Source organism: Vibrio sp. B1FIG11 (genome assembly GCF_905175335.1).
Taxonomy (GTDB): domain Bacteria; phylum Pseudomonadota; class Gammaproteobacteria; order Enterobacterales; family Vibrionaceae; genus Vibrio; species Vibrio campbellii.
Genome location: NZ_HG992751.1, coordinates 1,352,810 through 1,370,347, shown reverse-complemented (window position 1 = coordinate 1,370,347; position 17,538 = coordinate 1,352,810). Strand labels below are relative to the sequence as shown.

Below are 17,538 nucleotides of genomic sequence, written 5' to 3'. Positions count from 1 at the left end.
TTCCTTCACATCGCTACAATCGCCCTCCTTTTTACCACCAAACTGTATTAGGCAAGCTATGCGAGTTGTATTAGGCCCGATGGAAGGCGTTTTGGACCATTTAATGCGCCAAATCCTGACCGAGATAAACGACTATGATCTGTGTGTGACAGAGTTTGTTCGAGTCATCGATCAGCTATTACCTGATCACGTATTCCATCGTTTGTGCCCTGAGCTGCTCCAAGGCTCACAGACCGCATCTGGCGTGCCTGTTCATGTTCAATTGCTTGGCCAAGAGCCGAATTGGATGGCAGAAAACGCAGTCAAAGCAGCGGAACTGGGCGCACGAGGTATTGATCTTAACTTTGGTTGTCCGGCAAAGCTGGTAAACAAAAGTAAAGGTGGCGCGGCGCTTCTTCAGCACCCTGAGTTCATTCACAACATCGTAAAAGCATGTCGTGATGCCGTACCAAGCAATATTCCTGTCACTGCGAAAATTCGTCTCGGTTGGGAAAACCCTGAAGACTGTTTCGAGATTGTAGATGCGATTCAATCTGCTGGAGCAAATGAGCTGACGGTTCACGCTCGTACAAAGCAAGGTGGTTACAAAGCCTCGGAAATCAAATGGGAATACATTACCCAGATCCGTGAGCGTTTTTCTATCCCACTCATCGCTAATGGTGAGATTTGGAACTACGAAGATGGCCAACGCTGCATTGAGACCACAGGAGTGGATTCTCTGATGGTATGTCGTGGCGCATTCAATATTCCAAACTTGGGTAACATGGTGAAACACAACCAGCAACCAATGGCTTGGCCAGAAGTTGTCGAGCTGCTGATCTATTACTCTCAGTTTGAAATGAAAGGCGATAAAGGTTTGTATTATCCGAACCGCGTTAAGCAATGGTTCTCTTACCTACGCCAAGCCTACCCTGAAGCAAATGAGTTGTTCCGCGAAATTCGTACATTCAATAAAGCAGCGCCGATCGTTGAGCACATTCAACGTTACCGCGACGAGCTGCAATCTCGCGTCGCATAGTGGTTGAGATAATTTGAGAGTACAGTGAATTAAGAATAAGAAAAAGGGCGATGAATTCGCCCTTTTGTGTTTCTATCGCTCGCTAGTTCTAGTGACAGATTTTGTTTTTGCCCGTGCTTTTCGCTTCATAAAGCTTCTCATCGGCAAGCTTAAACAGCTCATCAAAGCTTTCCAGTTGAGCAGCAGACTTAAACTCCACACCACCAGAAACGGTAAAGCCACCAGCAACCACCTTACGTGAACTCTTAGCGATCGCCTTTCTTACTCGCTCTAAAATTCGAAGCATACTTTCAAAATCTTCGTCGTAGATAGCAAGTACAAATTCTTCACCACCGAAGCGTGATGCGACATCTGAATGACGAATATTGTCTCGGATGCATTTTGCCACCAAACGAATCGCATCATCCCCCACATCATGTCCATGGGTATCATTGATTGATTTAAAGTCATCAATATCGAATACCGCCAGCGCGACGTGTTTTTTAGTCATCTTATTGCGCCATACAGCCTGTATGCCACGTCGATTCAATAACCCAGTCATTGGGTCTTTCGCCGCCAACTCTTTGAAATAACGACGCTCTGTTTGAGTGTTGACTAGGAACAATGCCACTGTGCTCAAAACATAAATAAAGAAAGCCACCGCGACGCTGTACTTCTCGAACGCCAATAGATTCTTCAATTCACTCCAAAGGTCGTATTCATAGAAAATAAGGTGATTGGCACTCAAACGCTCATGTTCTATAGGCCTTAAACGCATCACATTGTCAGGAACATCCATTACAGCAGAAATAATGTGTAGCTTACCTGCCAGGTTTTCATTTGCTTTTAATAACCCATCAACATCGAAATCAATCGATAACACGCCTTGGTGCTCATCTTTTTCATAAATGGGCACGGTCAAACTTACGACTTGTCCATCATGTCTGTCTAACATAGGCGCAGGGCCTGACATGGTCACTTTCATCGTCTCTTGAGCTGTTTTTTGCCAGAATGGTCTCGCCTTTAGCGTCTCCCACAGCTGTTGAGAGAAATATTGAGCATAGGTATCTGGCGAGGAGATGATGTAGCCTCGTTGATCAATGTAATGAATCGCAACGATATGGGACTCAATGTCATGAAGGAAAGAGAGAGATGGGGCAAAGCCAGCTTTTTTTTCTGCCAACTTAAACAGCTTAGTGCCAGGTTGGCAAAGCGATTTTTGTCCCACGATCATGTAATCCAACTCCACTGCAGGTAACCCACCTGAGTGTTTGTTCTCTAATAGCAGAACATCTATCGGCCACACGTAACATAAGCCATTTTTTTCCATATGGTTATGTTCTTTAAATAGCGGGTGCGCGGGATTCGAGTAGTTAACAAAGCTGTAGTCCAACGCGGTCAATACTTTGATTGCGCGATCGATGGCACGGTCAACTTGAGAGTACTCTAGCGTGATGTAACGATTCATCGCATCGTAGTAGTTCTTTGCTGTCACCAGCATGACAACACAGAATAAAAAGAGTGGGAAGAAGATGACAAACTTGAGGCTAAATCGCCTTTTATTACCCATTGAGCACCATTGTTTCTAATAATATAAGCCCTTCGAAAGCTTAGATTATCGAAGGGCTGTTTATAGTTTTATATTTATGTATTCATAAATTTTAATAAAGAAGGCGCTCGAAGTCACTCGATCTGCCATATTTTGCAGTTCATTGCTGGGATATTGACAGAAAAATGACGTTCACCACTTACAACTTCACCTTTGTCTAATAATTGATGCAACTGTTTTGCATTTAAGCCAACTTGCCATAATGGAAGGTTAACATTTCGGTCGTATTCATCGAGGTTAAATGCCACAACTATTGCTTCTTCTTTCCATTGTCGAACGAAAACCATGACCTGTTCATCACAGTAAAGCCACTGCAAACTTCCGGACTGTAGAGCCTTGTATTGCTTGCGAATTCCTATCCACCTTTGATAAATCGGCAACCACTCAGAAGCCTCAATCAGCTCCCAAGGAAAGCAACGACGGTTATCAGGATCTTGTCCGCCTTCCAACCCAACTTCACTACCATAATAAAGGCATGGAGTGCCGACATAAGTCATGAGTAAACCCAGTGCAAGGCGCATTTTTTCCTTATCGCCATTCAAAAGCGTCAGAAAACGGGCGGTATCATGACTATCTAATTGGTTCAGTTGAGACAGTTGGTTGGCAAATGGCACTTTTGCTCGCGCTTCATCCACCCACTCTTTGAAATCTTGTGCGTTGATGTCGATTGGATCGTACATGATGTCTTGCTTAGCAATCAGGGCACGAACAGGGTGCGCGAACCCGTAGTAGTTCATCGCTCCATCTTCTTGTCCACCTTGCAGCCATTGAGTCGCTTCAAAGAAATGCTCTCCTAACACATAAGCATTAGGGTTGATCGCTTTGGTCGCTTTACGAAACGCTTCTACATAGTGAGCATTGTTTTTTGCCCCCTCGCCTTCTCCCAGCATATGGATTACATCAAAACGCCAACCATCGACAGAATATGGTGGTTTAAGCCAATGCTTAATCACCGCATCCTCACCTTGATAAATATGATCGCGGACTTGTTCGTTCTCAAAGTTCAAAACCGGCAAATTGCCGATTCCTTTCCAGCCAATGTAATTGTTGGTTTGGCCCTCAAAGAAGTAGTAGTCACGGAAGTCTGAACTCGGATTGCCGTACGCACCCTGACCTTCTTGCTTCAGGTCGAACCAAGGATGATGAACCGACGTATGGTTGAATACCGCATCCAATACTATTTTCATCTGTTTACCACGGATCTGTTCACACAACCGTGCAAACTGCTCGTTGGTGCCAAACATCGGGTCAATATTAAGGTAATCTTTTGTGTCGTACTTATGGTTGCTTGGCGCAGTAAAGATAGGATTGAAATACAGCGCAGTGACTCCCAATTCTTCCAAGTAGTCCAAATTCTGCTCAATGCCTTTCAAATCACCGCCGAAGAACTCACGCGCCCCCGTGTTGTGGTGAGCCCCAACGGCCTCGCCCCAAGATTTCACCATGGTATCCGGATCGTATTGGGCGTAAGCATGTCGAATCGTTTGTTCATCTTGGCTAGCCGCAAAACGGTCAGGAAAGATCTGGTAGAAGACCTGTTCTTGCACCCAACTCGGTGGCTGAGACTGCGTGTTCAACTTAAAGTGGAATTCTTTCGGCGGCATACGCTTATGCACACCTCTACCATCGAGCCAAAGTTGCTGATTACCCTTAAGTAGCTTGAATACGTAATGGGTGACGTCACGGTCTCGGTTTGCTGCAAACTGTGCTTGCCACAACTGAAGCTCACCTGCGTTACCACAAGGCTTCATCTCTATGAGGTATTCTTCGTTGTCTGGTTCACAACGCACGTGCACGCTATCAAACTCGATGTTTTCGGTTTTCAGAGTGACGGTCAGCAGTTCACCATCAAATACAAGGCCATCTTCGGTCTGGCTATGGAAGATAAATGGAAGGGTCATGGTAAGCGCTCTTAGTATTGGAATATTCCACTATTTTATTAAAGAGCAACCATCTAAAAATCCTCCTTTTAAAAATACCGTACGGGTCATTTTCTCAAGGAGGATCACATTTGGTAGGCGTAGTCGACAAACACTCTAAGCTAGTTCAGCAACAAGCTATCATCTGCCAACTCCTCTCCACGCACTTTAGAAAACATTTCCAATAAGTCTGGTACTTGCATATTCGCTCTTTGCTCACCTGCGACATCAAGAACAATCTCTCCTTGGTGCAACATTACTGTCCTGTCACCACAGGCCAGAGCATCCTTCATCGAGTGTGTCACCATCATTACCGTAAGATTAAACTCGGTGACAATGCGCTTGGTCAGGTCTATAACAAAAGCCGCCATACGAGGGTCTAACGCAGCCGTATGTTCATCAAGCAGGAGTAGTTTACTGCCTGATAGTGTTGCCATAACCAGACTGACTGCTTGACGCTGACCGCCAGAAAGTAGCCCAATGCTGTCCCCCAAGCGATCTTCAAGCCCTAAACCCAGAATGCTAATGCGTTCTTGGAACAGCTTGCGGCGTTTCGCTGAGAGCGCCATCCCCCAGCCGCGACGCTGACCTCGCATGTAAGCAAGCGCCATGTTTTCTTCAATGGACAAATCCCCACAAGTACCAGCTAGTGGGTCTTGGAATACGCGAGCACATTGAGTGGCGCGTTGTGCAACCGTCTTACGGGTTACGTCTTGTCCATCAATGATCACTTGGCCGCCAATCATCGGCGTATCTCCTGTCACGGCTCCAAGCAGGGTTGACTTCCCTGCTCCATTGGAGCCAATAACGGTGAGAAACTGATGTTCAGGCACTTCTAACGAAACACCTTTCAAGGCTCTGTTTTCCAGAATGGTTCCGGGATTGAAGGTCACTTGAATATCATTGAGTTCAATCATAGTGCCTCTCCTGAACCATTTTTTGATGTCGATTGCTTAGCATTGTTCAAGCGTTGTTTCGCTTTCATACTCTGTTTCAATTTCGGCGCAATCAACGCCACCGCAACGAGCACAGCTGTAACCAAGTTTAGATCCGAAGCTTGTAGACCAAACATGCCGGAACTCAGGGCAAACGCGACTGCGAGGCGATAAAGTACCGAACCAATAATCACCGCACAAACCGCGACCCAGATTTTCCGACCTGGGATGAGGGTTTGCCCAAGGATAACCGCCGCAAGACCAACTACGATGGTGCCCACGCCAGAGGTGACATCGGCAAAGCTGTTGGTCTGAGCAAACAAGGCTCCAGCAAAACCAACAAACCCGTTAGACAGCGCTAAGCCAAAGTAGGTGTAAAAGCCAGTACTAGCCCCTTGCGCTGCCACCATTCGGGCGTTCACTCCCGTCGCTCTTAACCCCAAGCCAAAGTCGCTGTTAAGGAGGCGTACAACAAACAGAGCGGAAAGTAAGACCAGCACACCAACAACCAAAGGTCGGATGTACATAGCGTCCCCCATGGCTTCAAACGGGGTGAGAATAGTGTCTTCCCCAAGTAGCGCCATGTTCGGCTTACCCATGATGCGAATGTTGATAGAGAACGCCGCAATCATGGTAAGAATGGAAGCAAGTAGATGAAGAATGCCACAACGAACAGCGAGAAAGGCGGTCACCCACCCAGTCATGCTACCAGCAATCACGGCCATTCCGGTGGCAATCCAAGGGTTGATGCCGGCAACAATCGCGGTTGCAGCAACGGCGGCGCCCATAGGGAAACTACCGTCAACACTTAAGTCAGGGAAATCAAGAACGCGAAACGTAAGGTAGACGCCCAAAGCGACTAAGCCATAAATCAGGCCTATCTCGAGCGCACCAAAAAAAAGCAAATGCAGACATAACTGCTCCTTTCTGCACATATCAGGTCGGCATCAAACCGACCTGAACATCACTATTACTGCATGCTAGTCGCACGTTTCACAACAGAACTCGGTATTTGAATACCAAGTTTGGTTGCGGCTCCTTCATTCACAACAAGATCAGAACCGGTTGCGACTTTCACATCCAGCTTGCCAGGATCTTGCCCTTCCAAAATAGCAGCAACGTAGTCGGCAGTTTGAACACCCACTTGGTAGTAATCAAAACCCAAGCTCGCAATAGCGCCTTTTTCTACGTAAGAGGTTGCACCGCCAAAGACCGGCTTCTTCGCTTGGTTTGCCGCAACGATCATGCCCTCAATAGCACTGGCTACCGTGTTGTCTGTCGGCGCATAAATCACATCGGATTTAGCCGCAATAGCTTGCGTCGCGGACTGAACATCGGCACTTTTGAGAGCCGTCGCTTCTACCACTTCAAGACCGTTGGCCTCTGCACTCTCTTTTAGCAGTTGCACCAGAGTCACCGCGTTTGCTTCACCTGGGTTGTAAACCACACCGATAGATTTAGCCGCAGGCAGAATTTCTTGAATCAATGCAACGTGCTGTGCCACAGGAGACAAATCGGAAAGACCGGTGACGTTTTTACCCGGCTGATGCATGGATTTCACAAGCTTTGCGCCCACCGGATCCGTTACCGCAGTAAACACCACAGGGATAGAACGTGTTGCAGACACCAAAGCTTGCGCTGACGGTGTGGCAATGCCCACCAGCACATCTGGGCTCTCGCCCACATATTGACGGGCAATCTGTACCGCTATAGCTGGGTTACCTTGTGCAGTTTTGTAGTCAAACTCTAGGTTCTTACCTTGCTCATAGCCCTTGGCTTTCAAGCCATCTATCAAGCCTTGACGAGTCGCGTCGAGTGCTGGGTGTTCTACGATTTGAGAAACCGCTACGGTCGCGGTATTGGCAAGCACACTAGCAGAGGAGAAAGCTGTGGTTGCGGCAAGAATAGCAGTGGCAAGTATACGTTTCGTTTTCATCATGACTCCTTGATGTCTCTTCGTCCTTGAACTGAAAGCCTCATCGAAAATGAATGCTCAACAGAAATAATCCGGAAGATGGGATGTTGTGTTTATAACTGTGCACTTTTTGTGCATCTGTTTTTCATTATTAACGCTAACTCTCGGGAAAGAAAAGCAAGACTTAACAACAATGTAACATTTGTGATCTCACAATCGGTACGAAAGGCGGTTATTGCAAATTAGAAAGGAGTGAAGTCAGAAGCGCAGGCATAAAAAATGGAGTGGCAATTGCACACTCCATTTCAGTAGTTGTGGTTTTGTTAAGGGTCTAGAACCAACGTTCGAGAGCCGTTTTGTCTAATTGACGGAATGCTCGGTTCAGGATGACCGCAAGCTCTTTGTATCGCGGGCGCGCTTTGACGGGCTCGAGCGCAAAACCTGTTTCTGTGATTTTTTGATGCAATTCGCGATACCAAGAGGCTAATGCAGGGGGCAATTTGGTGTTGGAACGACTGCCCAACCACCACATACCTTGCAGAGGCATACTGATTGCGAACAATGCAACTACGATGGCTTGAGGCAGTGCATCATAGTTATTGAAAGCCATTTGAGTGAGCACACTGATCGCGGCGACCGCTGGCATCACTTTAATGCCAAAACGCGTTGCTTTGATGATACGTTGTTCGGGAAAAATGGCGTTCAGCTCTTTACGAACCGGCCAGATCTCCATGTAACTTTGGCCGTCTTTCAGGCTATGGATTAATCCGACTTGTTTGCTCATACCGCTCTCTCACTAAAAAATAGTTGAACATTTCAACTAAAGGCGCAAAAAATTGATGAAAGTTAATATTCTTTCAAAATTTTTTTGTTATCATTGCCTATTATCGCTATCCTTTGCAGACCCTCAATCTCATTGTTGCCGTTATTTACAATTTAAGCAACTCCGAGATTTTATTCTGCACGGATCGCTTCATAGTGGTGGATGGGTTCATCACTATTCATTTATACGGAATTAGAACGATTTTTGACCAAGATTAGTACGCAGCCTTGCGGGTATCGTCTATTCTTGTGATTAATTTTTCATCCTTTAACTGATTTTGATCAGACGAATAAACAGGTAGTCATACATGTCTAAGCTAGTTTTAGTTTTAAACTGTGGTAGTTCTTCTCTTAAATTTGCTGTTGTAGATGCAGAAACAGGTGCAGAGCACCTAACCGGTCTTGCTGAGTGTCTTGGTCTTCCAGAAGCTCGTATGAAGTGGAAACTTGATGGCAAGCACGAAGCTCAACTAGGCGCAGGCGCAGCTCACGTAGAAGCACTATCTTTCATGGTAGAAACTATTCTTGCTTCTAAGCCAGAGCTTAAAGCTAACCTAGGCGCTATCGGTCACCGTATCGTACACGGTGGTGAGCAGTTCACTCAATCAGCACTGATCACTGACGACGTACTTAAGGGTATTCAAGACGCTGCAACTTTCGCACCTCTTCACAACCCAGCTCACCTAATCGGTATCGAAGCGGCTAAAGTAAACTTCCCTGGCCTACAAAACGTTGCTGTTTTTGACACTGCGTTCCACCAAACTATGCCAGAAGAGTCTTACCTATACGCTCTTCCATACAACCTATACAAAGAGCACGGCATCCGTCGTTACGGCATGCACGGTACTTCACACCTATTCATCACTCGTGAAGTTGCGAACCTACTAGACAAGCCAGTTGAAGAAGTAAACATCATCAACTGTCACCTAGGTAACGGCGCTTCTGTATGTGCAATCAAGAACGGTAAATCTGTAGACACTTCTATGGGTCTAACTCCTCTTGAAGGTCTAGTGATGGGTACACGTTGTGGTGATATCGACCCAGCTATCGTATTCCACCTACACGACGCTCTAGGTTACTCTGTTGAACAAATCAACAACATGCTAACTAAAGAGTCTGGTCTTGCTGGTCTAACTGAAGTGACTTCTGACTGTCGTTTCGTTGAAGACAACTACGGTGAGAAAGAAGAAGCAACACGTGCAATGGACGTGTTCTGTCACCGTCTAGCTAAGTACGTAGCGGGTTACACAGCTTCTATGGAAGGTCGTCTAGACGCAATCACGTTCACTGGCGGTATCGGCGAGAACTCTGGCCCTATCCGTGAAATGGTTCTAAACCGTCTAGGTATCTTCGGTATCGAAGTTGATGGTGAAGCTAACCTTAAAGCTCGTTTCGGCGGCGAAGGTACTATCACTACAGCTAACAGCCGTATCCCAGCAATGGTTATCTCTACTAACGAAGAGCTAGTAATTGCTGAAGACACTGCACGCCTAGCAGGTCTTTAATAGATTAAACTGGCTAGCCACTCCGGCTAGCCAGTTTTTCTTCCAAAGAATTTCTTAGGGGCTTAACTCCTATTCTCTGAATTATTCATGGAATAAGAGTTGAGCTTTTATCCCCCAATAGCTAAAGGTACTCTACGAATGTCTCGTACTATTATGCTTATCCCTGCAAGTGCTGGTGTTGGTCTAACTAGCGTAAGCATGGGTGTTCTTCGCGCAATGGAGCGCAAAGGCGTTAAGGTTTCTTTCTACAAACCAATTTCACAGCCACGTTCTGGCGGTGATCAACCAGATCTAACTTCAACTATCGTTGGCTACAACAGCGATATGAAGATCGGTCAACCACTAGCGATGTCTGTTGCTGAAAGCCTAATTGGTAACGACAACATGGACGAGCTGCTAGAAACTGTTGTTGAGCGTTACAACCAAATCAACAAAGATGCAGACGTAACGCTTATCGAAGGTCTAGTACCAACTCGTAAGCACCCATTCGCTAACCAAGTGAACGCGGAAATCGCTGCAACTCTAGGTGCGGAAATCGTTCTTGTTGCAACTCCTGGTACAGATAACCCAGCTCAACTTAAAGAGCGCATCGAAGTAGCATGTTCTAACTTCGGTGGTACTAAGAACAAGAACATCTCTGGCGTAATCATCAACAAGCTAAACGCGCCTGTTGACGAAGCTGGCCGTACTCGCCCTGACCTATCTGAAATCTTTGACGATGCAGACAGCGCGAAGCAAAACGAAATGAAAGTGATGGAAATCTTCAACACTTCTCCAATTCGTGTACTAGGTTGTGTGCCATGGAGCATCGATCTAATCGCTACTCGTGCAATCGATATGGCTCAGCACCTAAACGCTGACATCATCAACGAAGGTGACATCGCGACTCGTCGTATTAAGAGCATCACTTTCTGTGCACGTTCTCTGCCAAACATGATTGAGCACTTCAAACCAGGTTCTCTACTTGTTACTTCTGCAGACCGTCCAGACGTTATCGTTGCAGCTGCACTTGCAGCAATGAACGGTGTTGATATCGGTGCGGTACTTCTAACTGGCGGTTACGACATTCCTGAAGAGATTGCAGGTCTATGTAAGCCAGCATTTGAAACGGGTCTACCGATCTTCAAAGCACAAGGTAACACTTGGCAGACTTCTCTAAACCTACAGAGCTTCTCTATCGAAGTTCCTGCAGACGATAAAGAGCGTATCGAGTTCATCAACGAGCACGTTGCTGGTCACATCGACGGTAACTGGATCGAGTCTATGACTGAGGGTACTCAGAAGTCTCGCCGCCTAAGCCCACCAGCATTCCGTTACCAGCTAACTGAGTTCGCTCGTAAAGCTGGCAAGCGTATCGTTCTTCCTGAAGGTGACGAGCCACGTACAGTTAAAGCTGCGGCTATCTGTGCTGAGCGCGGCATCGCGGAGTGTGTGCTTCTAGGTAACCCAGACGAAATCCGTCGCGTTGCAGAGCAGCAAGGCGTAACACTAGGTGCTGGCGTAACTATCATCAACTCTGATGAAGTTCGTGAAAACTACGTTGCTCGTCTGGTTGAGCTACGTGGTGCGAAAGGCATGACTGAAGTTGTTGCTCGCGAGAAACTACAAGATTCAGTATTCCTTGGCACAATGATGCTTGAGAACGACGAAGTAGACGGTCTAGTTTCTGGTGCGGTTCACACCACAGCAAACACTATCGTTCCTCCGTTCCAAATCATCAAGACTGCACCTGATGCGTCTATCGTATCTTCTGTATTCTTCATGCTGCTACCTGACCAAGTATTGGTTTACGGTGACTGTGCGATCAACCCAGATCCAACAGCTGAACAGCTTGCTGAAATCGCTATCCAATCTGCTGATTCTGCAGCGGCATTTGGTATCGACCCTCGCGTTGCTATGATCTCTTACTCTACTGGTGAATCTGGTAAGGGTGCAGACGTAGATAAAGTACGTGAAGCAACTAAGATTGCTCAAGAGAAACGTCCAGATCTAGTGATCGACGGTCCTCTACAGTACGACGCAGCGATCATGGAAAACGTGGCAGCTTCTAAAGCGCCTAACTCTCCAGTAGCAGGTAAAGCGACAGTATTCGTATTCCCAGACCTAAACACTGGTAACACGACTTACAAAGCGGTACAACGTTCAGCAGACCTAGTATCTATCGGTCCAATGCTGCAAGGTATGCGCAAGCCTGTAAACGATCTATCTCGCGGTGCACTAGTAGACGATATCGTGTACACAGTTGCTCTAACTGCGATTCAGGCGGATCAAGCTGACCAAGCTCGCGAAAAAGCAGTTAACTAATTAACTGCACTTTCCTGAATGCAAAAACCTCGCCACGGCGAGGTTTTTTTTCACTTTGTGTTCGAATAAATCAATACAAAGCCAAAAACAAAATAGCGCCAGAAAGCACGCAGCCAACCATAACGGGCGCAACTCTTCTCCATAATGCCTTATCCCCTATTGCAACAACCATCCCCATTTTTACCACTGTATTGACTGAGGCCGCGATCAGAATACCCAATGCCGCGGTTTCCACGCTCAAGGTTTGGGTACTTTGCCGTCCAAGCGCAAGGGAAATAGCATCGACATCCGTAATACCAGATAACGCAGACAGTATTAGCACACCAGCACTACCAAACAGATCAGACAGTGCATGCGATAACAACATGATCACGGCGAGCACAACCCCAAAGAAAAGCGCCGATTGAAGGGCTAATGGGTTGGTTTGTTTATTCGGTTGTTCTATTTGCTCAACCTCGCTGCGACGCCATATCCACCAAGCAGGCAAATAGAGGGCAGCCATCATGACCAAGGCAATGGGTCCCAACAATGTCACTAATTGGGGATTAATCACCGAAAGAACGATCAGCAACCGAGGAAACATAGTCCCGCAACTTAGCAGTATGCCGCTGGCAAGCAAAGGACTGATATTCGCTTGCTCCCGTGAAAGGTGAGAGAACTGCAGTGTAAGTGCAGTAGAAGAACTTAGCCCAGCAAAGACAGACGTAAACAAAATACCCCGCTTTGCACCGCCGATCTTAATCGCGAAATAACCGACAAATGAAATACTAGCAATCAGCACCACCATCCACCAAATTTCATAAGGGTTCAAAGCCTTCCATGGGCCGTAAGCTTGGTTGGGTAAAAGAGGTAATAGGACGATAGAAATGAGCAGCAGACGCAAAGCAGCATCAAGCTCGTACTCTTGGAGACGCTGAAGCGCCTGATGAAGCTCTTTCTTGTTATCCAGTACCACCGCAGTGATAACCGCTGCGGCCGCAGTGATAACCGCTGCGGCCGCAGCAAGAACAGGCTCCCCAGAAACAGCGAGACTGCCAAGAACAAAGGTGATCACCAAACTAACCACGCCAGTAATGCTGATGTCCTCACTCTTTCTTTGTTGAATAACAAACGCAATACAGGCAAGAATAACCAAAGCAATCAACGCAAAGCCAAGCAATAACGATGTGTAGATGTTGGCAAGAATCCCAACTAAGCCACCCAGCAAACCGACCAAAGAGAAGGTACGGATACCCGCAACGCGACTGCCTTCAACGCTATTACGCATTACCCAGCCACGTTGGGTTCCGACAATTGCCCCCAATAACAGCGCAATAAACAGATTCCAAATTAGATGCTCGCCACTGACAAACTCATTGATATCCATACCCCACCTCAGTCCAAGATCGGCCGTTATATCATCAGTTTATGTTATGAGCGGAAAGAAGTTGTGATGATTGGAAGATATTGGAAAAAAGAAAAAGCGCTATATCAAATGGCGCTTTTCTCGGAGAGCTTGAAGTTAGCTTAAATCTCGGTCATGAGGTGAATCCAAATCTAACTCAGGCCCTTTTGGTACGACTTGCGTCGGGTTGATACCCGTATGACTGAAGTAGTAGTGACGCTTAATGTGGTAGAAGTCGGTAGTCTCTGCCACACCTTCCACTTGATAAAGCTCTTTCAAATAACCCTGAATATTTGGGTAATCCGCAATGCGTTGTTTATTGCACTTAAAATGACCTACATACACAGCGTCAAAACGAACAAGAGTAGTAAATAGGCGCCAATCCGCTTCGGTGATTTTATTGCCTGCTAGATAACGATGCGTTGCAAGGTGAGCATCGATTTTATCCAGTGCGGCAAACAGTGAATCAAACGCTTCTTCATAAGCTTCTTGCGTTGTCGCAAAACCACAACGGTATACGCCATTATTCACGTTCGGATAAATGTAGTCATTCCACTCATCAATCACGCTTTGACGTTGCTCTGGGTAATAATCATCATGGTTGCCCGTTAATTCATTGAACTCGGAGTTGAACATACGGATGATTTCAGACGATTCATTCGACACGATCGTGTTGGTCTTTTTATCCCACAGAACTGGAACGGTAACGCGACCAGTGTAATCGGACTTGGCTTGAGTGTAGATCTGATGCATTCGGGTGTGACCGAATAGTGGCTCTGGGAGTCCCATTTGCCAGCCTTCACCTAGCATATCTGGACACACAACGGTGACGTCAATGTGCTTTTCCAAGCCTTTGAGTTTACGGAAGATCAGTGTGCGATGCGCCCACGGACAAGCGAGTGAAACATACAAATGGTAACGGCCCGACTCTGGCTGGAACGTTGCATCAGGTTTGTTCTTTATCCAATTGCGAAAGCCTGCATCTTCACGAACAAACTTACCACCGCTTGATTTAGTTTCGTACCATACGTCGTGCCAAACGCCTTCAACTAACTTACCCATGACTGCTCTCCTCATATTCTGTTTTCTACTATATTAGCGCTTCATGTACAGCTTAGAATCCGACCATTTAGTCCATCTTGTTCAAGAATTTCGAATGAACTAAAACTAAGAGAAATCGTAGGCATAAAAAAAAGCGCGACCCTATAAAAAGGAGCCGCGCTTAAGCCCGTCACAGGCCGAATTTAATTACACTGCTACGTGTAGACAAGATACTGCGTGAACGTCTGAACCTTCGATGTGTGGCTTAGTCTTCGCACACTCTTCTGTTGCTTGTGGACAACGAGTACGGAACACACAACCAGAAGGAGGACTAATTGGTGATGGTAGATCACCTTCTAGCATCTGAATCTTCTTGCTGCGTTCAATTTTCGGATCCGGAATTGGAACCGCTGACATCAACGCACGTGTGTATGGGTGCTTTGGATCAGCAAACAATGCTTCCGATTCACCCAGTTCAACAGCGTTACCTAGGTACATAACCAATACGCGGTCTGAGATGTGTTTCACCACTGACAAATCGTGCGCGATGAATACCAATGAAAGACCTAGCTCTTTTTGCAGCTCTTTCAATAAGTTAACTACCTGAGCCTGAATCGATACATCCAGTGCTGAAACCGGTTCGTCACAGATGATCATCTTCGGCTTTAGAATAAGCGCACGAGCGATACCAATACGTTGACACTGACCACCTGAGAACTCGTGTGGGTAACGGTTGATCACGTTTGGCAGTAGACCTACCTTCGCCATCATCTCTTTAACGCGGTCTTTCACTTCTTGCTTAGTCAGTTCTGGGTAGAACGTCTCTAGTGGTTCAGCGATGATGTCGCCGACAGTCATACGCGGGTTCAAAGAAGCCAAAGGATCTTGGAAAATCATTTGGATTTCTTTGCGCGTTTCACGGCGTTGGACGTCTTTCATCTTCGTTAGATCTTGGCCTAACCAAACGACTTCGCCATCTGTTGCTTCAACCAAACCAATGATCGCGCGAGCAAACGTCGACTTACCACAACCAGACTCACCTACTACACCAAGAGTCTCACCTTCGTATAGACGAACGTTTACGCCGTCTACCGCTTTTAGGCTTGAAGGTTTTGCCCAAGGCCATGCAGATTTTGATGCAATGCTGAAGTGAACTTTCAGATCAGATACATCCAGAATTAGTTTTTTGTCTGTACTCATTTGCTCCAAGCCTCCCATTCAGAAAAACATGCACGCTGACGGCCATCACCAAACGGCGTCAGAATTGGTGCTTCACGCTTACAACGATCCATCACACGGTGGCAGCGATCTTGGTAAGGACAACCAGGTGGTAGACGAAGCAAGTTAGGCGGGTTACCAGGAATCGTTGGTAGAATCTCGCCTTCTGTATCCAGACGAGGAATCGCCTTCAATAGACCTTCCGCGTAAGGGTGGCTTGGGTTGTAGAAGATTTCGTTCACCGTGCCGTACTCCATGGTACGACCTGCGTACATCACTAGCACTTTGTCACATGAACCCGCAACAACACCAAGGTCGTGCGTGATCATGATGATTGCAGTGTTGAACTCAGATTTCAGTTCGTTCAGCAGATCCATGATCTGAGCTTGAACCGTAACGTCCAATGCCGTCGTTGGCTCATCCGCAATAAGCAGTTTTGGACGACACAGCAGCGCCATTGCGATCATTACACGCTGACGCATACCACCCGAGAACTCGTGTGGGTACATGGTGATACGCTTACGAGCTTCTGGGATTTTTACCGCTTCAAGCATGCGTACCGACTCTTCGAACGCTTCTGCTTTACCCATACCTTTGTGCAGCATCAGTACTTCCATCAGCTGATCGCTCACTTTCATGTACGGGTTAAGAGACGTCATTGGGTCTTGGAAGATCATTGCGATCTGTTCCGCACGAACCTTGTTCAGCTCTTTTTCTGGAAGGTTAAGAATCTCATTACCTTCGAATTTCGCACTACCAGAGATAATACCGTTCTTAGCCAGTAGACCCATGATTGCGAATACAGTTTGTGACTTACCTGAACCAGACTCACCTACGATACCTAGGGTTTCACCTTGATTCAGAGAGAAGTTCAAATCATTTACTGCGGTTACGATACCATCTTGCGTGGTAAATTCGACGCGCAGATCTTTGACATCTAATAAACTCATCATTGCTTCCTTTATTCTTTCTATTTTTAATTATCTGTCTTTTGGATCCAGCGCATCGCGCAGACCGTCACCAACGTAGTTGAAGCAGAATAGAGTCACAACCATGAATGCTGCTGGGAACGCCAGCTGCCAGATTGCCACTTCCATTGTTTGCGAACCTTCTTGTAGAAGTGCGCCCCAACTTGTCATTGGTTCCTGTACACCAAGACCAAGGAATGAAAGGAATGATTCGGTCAGAATCATGCTTGGGATAAGTAGTGTTGAGTAAACTGCTACGATACCCAGTACGTTTGGTACGATATGGCGAGTGATGATCTTCCACTTGCTCACACCACAAACGTGCGCCGCTTCAATAAACTCTTTACTACGCAGACTTAGCGTTTGACCACGTACGATACGAGCCATATCTAGCCATGCGATAGCACCGATAGCGACGAAGATAAGAACAATGTTACGACCGAAGAATGTTACCAGTACGATAACTAGGAACATGAACGGAACCGCGTATAGGATTTCAAGAATACGCATCATGATACGGTCAACTTTACCGCCGATGAAGCCAGAAGCCGCACCGTAAAGCGTACCAATCACAACCGCAACCAATGCACCTAGAACACCAACCATCAGAGAGATACGACCGCCAATCAGCGTACGTACGTAAAGGTCACGACCTAAGCTGTCAGTACCGAACCAGTGCTCAGCACTTGGACCAACGTGCATTGCGTACCAATCTGTATCATCAAATGTGTAAGGTGCCAGCATTGGCAGGAAGATTACCGCAAGGGTCATCAATGTAAGAATGAACAAGCTCACCATTGCCGCTTTGTTACGCATAAAGCGGATGCGTGCGTCTTGCCATAAACTACGGCCTTCAACTTCCAGGTTCTCTGCAAATTTCTCGACCGCTTCAAGATTCTCTTTTTTCGTTAACATAACCAT

At 46.6% G+C, this 17,538-nt stretch carries 14 protein-coding genes; 3 read left to right on the top strand and 11 right to left on the bottom strand.

The window, feature by feature from the left end:
• The first annotated feature begins 58 nt into the window (after positions 1-58).
• A complete protein-coding gene (dusC, locus tag KHO06_RS06230) occupies positions 59-1,018 on the top strand; it encodes a tRNA dihydrouridine(16) synthase DusC (RefSeq protein WP_010645699.1) in 960 nt (319 codons plus the stop codon).
• A gap of 88 nt (positions 1,019-1,106) precedes the next feature.
• On the opposite strand, the gene KHO06_RS06225 is transcribed toward dusC, so the two are convergent.
• From KHO06_RS06225 to yfbV, 6 genes are all read right to left on the bottom strand, one after another.
• On the bottom strand, positions 1,107-2,567 hold the full coding sequence (locus KHO06_RS06225) for a diguanylate cyclase (RefSeq protein WP_005433252.1): 1,461 nt from the start codon (positions 2,565-2,567) through the stop codon (positions 1,107-1,109).
• Between the two features lie 113 nt (positions 2,568-2,680).
• On the bottom strand, positions 2,681-4,507 hold the full coding sequence (gene malZ / locus KHO06_RS06220) for a maltodextrin glucosidase (protein WP_212582248.1): 1,827 nt from the start codon (positions 4,505-4,507) through the stop codon (positions 2,681-2,683).
• Positions 4,508-4,647: 140 nt separating this feature from the next.
• Positions 4,648-5,442: an ABC transporter ATP-binding protein gene (locus KHO06_RS06215; protein ID WP_212582247.1), complete on the bottom strand. Its 795-nt coding sequence runs from the start codon at positions 5,440-5,442 to the stop codon at positions 4,648-4,650.
• Entirely contained in the window at positions 5,439-6,395 is a 957-nt protein-coding gene (locus tag KHO06_RS06210) for an ABC transporter permease (protein WP_212582246.1), read from the bottom strand. Before KHO06_RS06210 ends, KHO06_RS06215 begins: the two co-directional genes overlap by 4 nt.
• 35 nt (positions 6,396-6,430) lie before the next feature.
• Entirely contained in the window at positions 6,431-7,396 is a 966-nt protein-coding gene (locus KHO06_RS06205) for an ABC transporter substrate-binding protein (RefSeq protein WP_045372837.1), read from the bottom strand.
• 310 nt (positions 7,397-7,706) lie between these two features.
• Positions 7,707-8,159 carry a terminus macrodomain insulation protein YfbV gene (gene yfbV, locus KHO06_RS06200; protein ID WP_038889858.1) on the bottom strand — a complete coding sequence of 151 codons (453 nt, stop codon included), beginning with the start codon at positions 8,157-8,159 and terminating at the stop codon, positions 7,707-7,709.
• A gap of 346 nt (positions 8,160-8,505) precedes the next feature.
• Here yfbV and KHO06_RS06195 point away from each other — a divergent pair, with 346 nt between their 5' ends.
• Together KHO06_RS06195 and pta are read left to right on the top strand one after the other, a co-directional pair.
• Complete coding sequence (locus KHO06_RS06195; protein ID WP_005433250.1) at positions 8,506-9,702, top strand: acetate kinase; 1,197 nt, start codon at positions 8,506-8,508, stop codon at positions 9,700-9,702.
• A gap of 138 nt (positions 9,703-9,840) precedes the next feature.
• Positions 9,841-12,006 carry a phosphate acetyltransferase gene (gene pta, locus KHO06_RS06190; RefSeq protein WP_005433245.1) on the top strand — a complete coding sequence of 722 codons (2,166 nt, stop codon included), beginning with the start codon at positions 9,841-9,843 and terminating at the stop codon, positions 12,004-12,006.
• 70 nt (positions 12,007-12,076) lie between these two features.
• On the opposite strand, the gene KHO06_RS06185 is transcribed toward pta, so the two are convergent.
• From KHO06_RS06185 to oppC, 5 genes are all read right to left on the bottom strand, one after another.
• The gene (locus tag KHO06_RS06185) at positions 12,077-13,372 is read right to left on the bottom strand and encodes an MgtC/SapB family protein (RefSeq protein WP_212582245.1); all 1,296 of its coding nucleotides are present in this window, start codon (positions 13,370-13,372) and stop codon (positions 12,077-12,079) included.
• A gap of 135 nt (positions 13,373-13,507) precedes the next feature.
• Positions 13,508-14,452: a glutathione S-transferase family protein gene (locus KHO06_RS06180; RefSeq protein WP_212582244.1), complete on the bottom strand. Its 945-nt coding sequence runs from the start codon at positions 14,450-14,452 to the stop codon at positions 13,508-13,510.
• A 186-nt stretch (positions 14,453-14,638) separates the two neighbouring features.
• Positions 14,639-15,631, bottom strand: a complete 993-nt coding sequence (gene oppF, locus KHO06_RS06175) for a murein tripeptide/oligopeptide ABC transporter ATP binding protein OppF (protein ID WP_005433248.1) — start codon at positions 15,629-15,631, stop codon at positions 14,639-14,641.
• Positions 15,628-16,599 (bottom strand): ABC transporter ATP-binding protein, encoded by a 972-nt coding sequence (locus KHO06_RS06170; RefSeq protein ID WP_010449362.1) that lies wholly within the window; start codon positions 16,597-16,599, stop codon positions 15,628-15,630. The genes oppF and KHO06_RS06170 overlap by 4 nt, the downstream gene beginning before the upstream one ends.
• A gap of 30 nt (positions 16,600-16,629) precedes the next feature.
• Positions 16,630-17,532: an oligopeptide ABC transporter permease OppC gene (gene oppC, locus KHO06_RS06165; protein ID WP_005531413.1), complete on the bottom strand. Its 903-nt coding sequence runs from the start codon at positions 17,530-17,532 to the stop codon at positions 16,630-16,632.
• Between the last annotated feature and the right edge of the window lie 6 nt (positions 17,533-17,538).

Coding starts and splice junctions, on each gene's coding strand:
- dusC (WP_010645699.1), top strand. CDS start 59: ATGCGAGTTGTATTAGGCCCGATGGAAGGCGTTTTGGACCATTTAATG.
- KHO06_RS06225 (WP_005433252.1), bottom strand. CDS start 2,567: ATGGGTAATAAAAGGCGATTTAGCCTCAAGTTTGTCATCTTCTTCCCA.
- malZ (WP_212582248.1), bottom strand. CDS start 4,507: ATGACCCTTCCATTTATCTTCCATAGCCAGACCGAAGATGGCCTTGTA.
- KHO06_RS06215 (WP_212582247.1), bottom strand. CDS start 5,442: ATGATTGAACTCAATGATATTCAAGTGACCTTCAATCCCGGAACCATT.
- KHO06_RS06210 (WP_212582246.1), bottom strand. CDS start 6,395: ATGTGCAGAAAGGAGCAGTTATGTCTGCATTTGCTTTTTTTTGGTGCG.
- KHO06_RS06205 (WP_045372837.1), bottom strand. CDS start 7,396: ATGAAAACGAAACGTATACTTGCCACTGCTATTCTTGCCGCAACCACA.
- yfbV (WP_038889858.1), bottom strand. CDS start 8,159: ATGAGCAAACAAGTCGGATTAATCCATAGCCTGAAAGACGGCCAAAGT.
- KHO06_RS06195 (WP_005433250.1), top strand. CDS start 8,506: ATGTCTAAGCTAGTTTTAGTTTTAAACTGTGGTAGTTCTTCTCTTAAA.
- pta (WP_005433245.1), top strand. CDS start 9,841: ATGTCTCGTACTATTATGCTTATCCCTGCAAGTGCTGGTGTTGGTCTA.
- KHO06_RS06185 (WP_212582245.1), bottom strand. CDS start 13,372: ATGGATATCAATGAGTTTGTCAGTGGCGAGCATCTAATTTGGAATCTG.
- KHO06_RS06180 (WP_212582244.1), bottom strand. CDS start 14,452: ATGGGTAAGTTAGTTGAAGGCGTTTGGCACGACGTATGGTACGAAACT.
- oppF (WP_005433248.1), bottom strand. CDS start 15,631: ATGAGTACAGACAAAAAACTAATTCTGGATGTATCTGATCTGAAAGTT.
- KHO06_RS06170 (WP_010449362.1), bottom strand. CDS start 16,599: ATGAGTTTATTAGATGTCAAAGATCTGCGCGTCGAATTTACCACGCAA.
- oppC (WP_005531413.1), bottom strand. CDS start 17,532: ATGTTAACGAAAAAAGAGAATCTTGAAGCGGTCGAGAAATTTGCAGAG.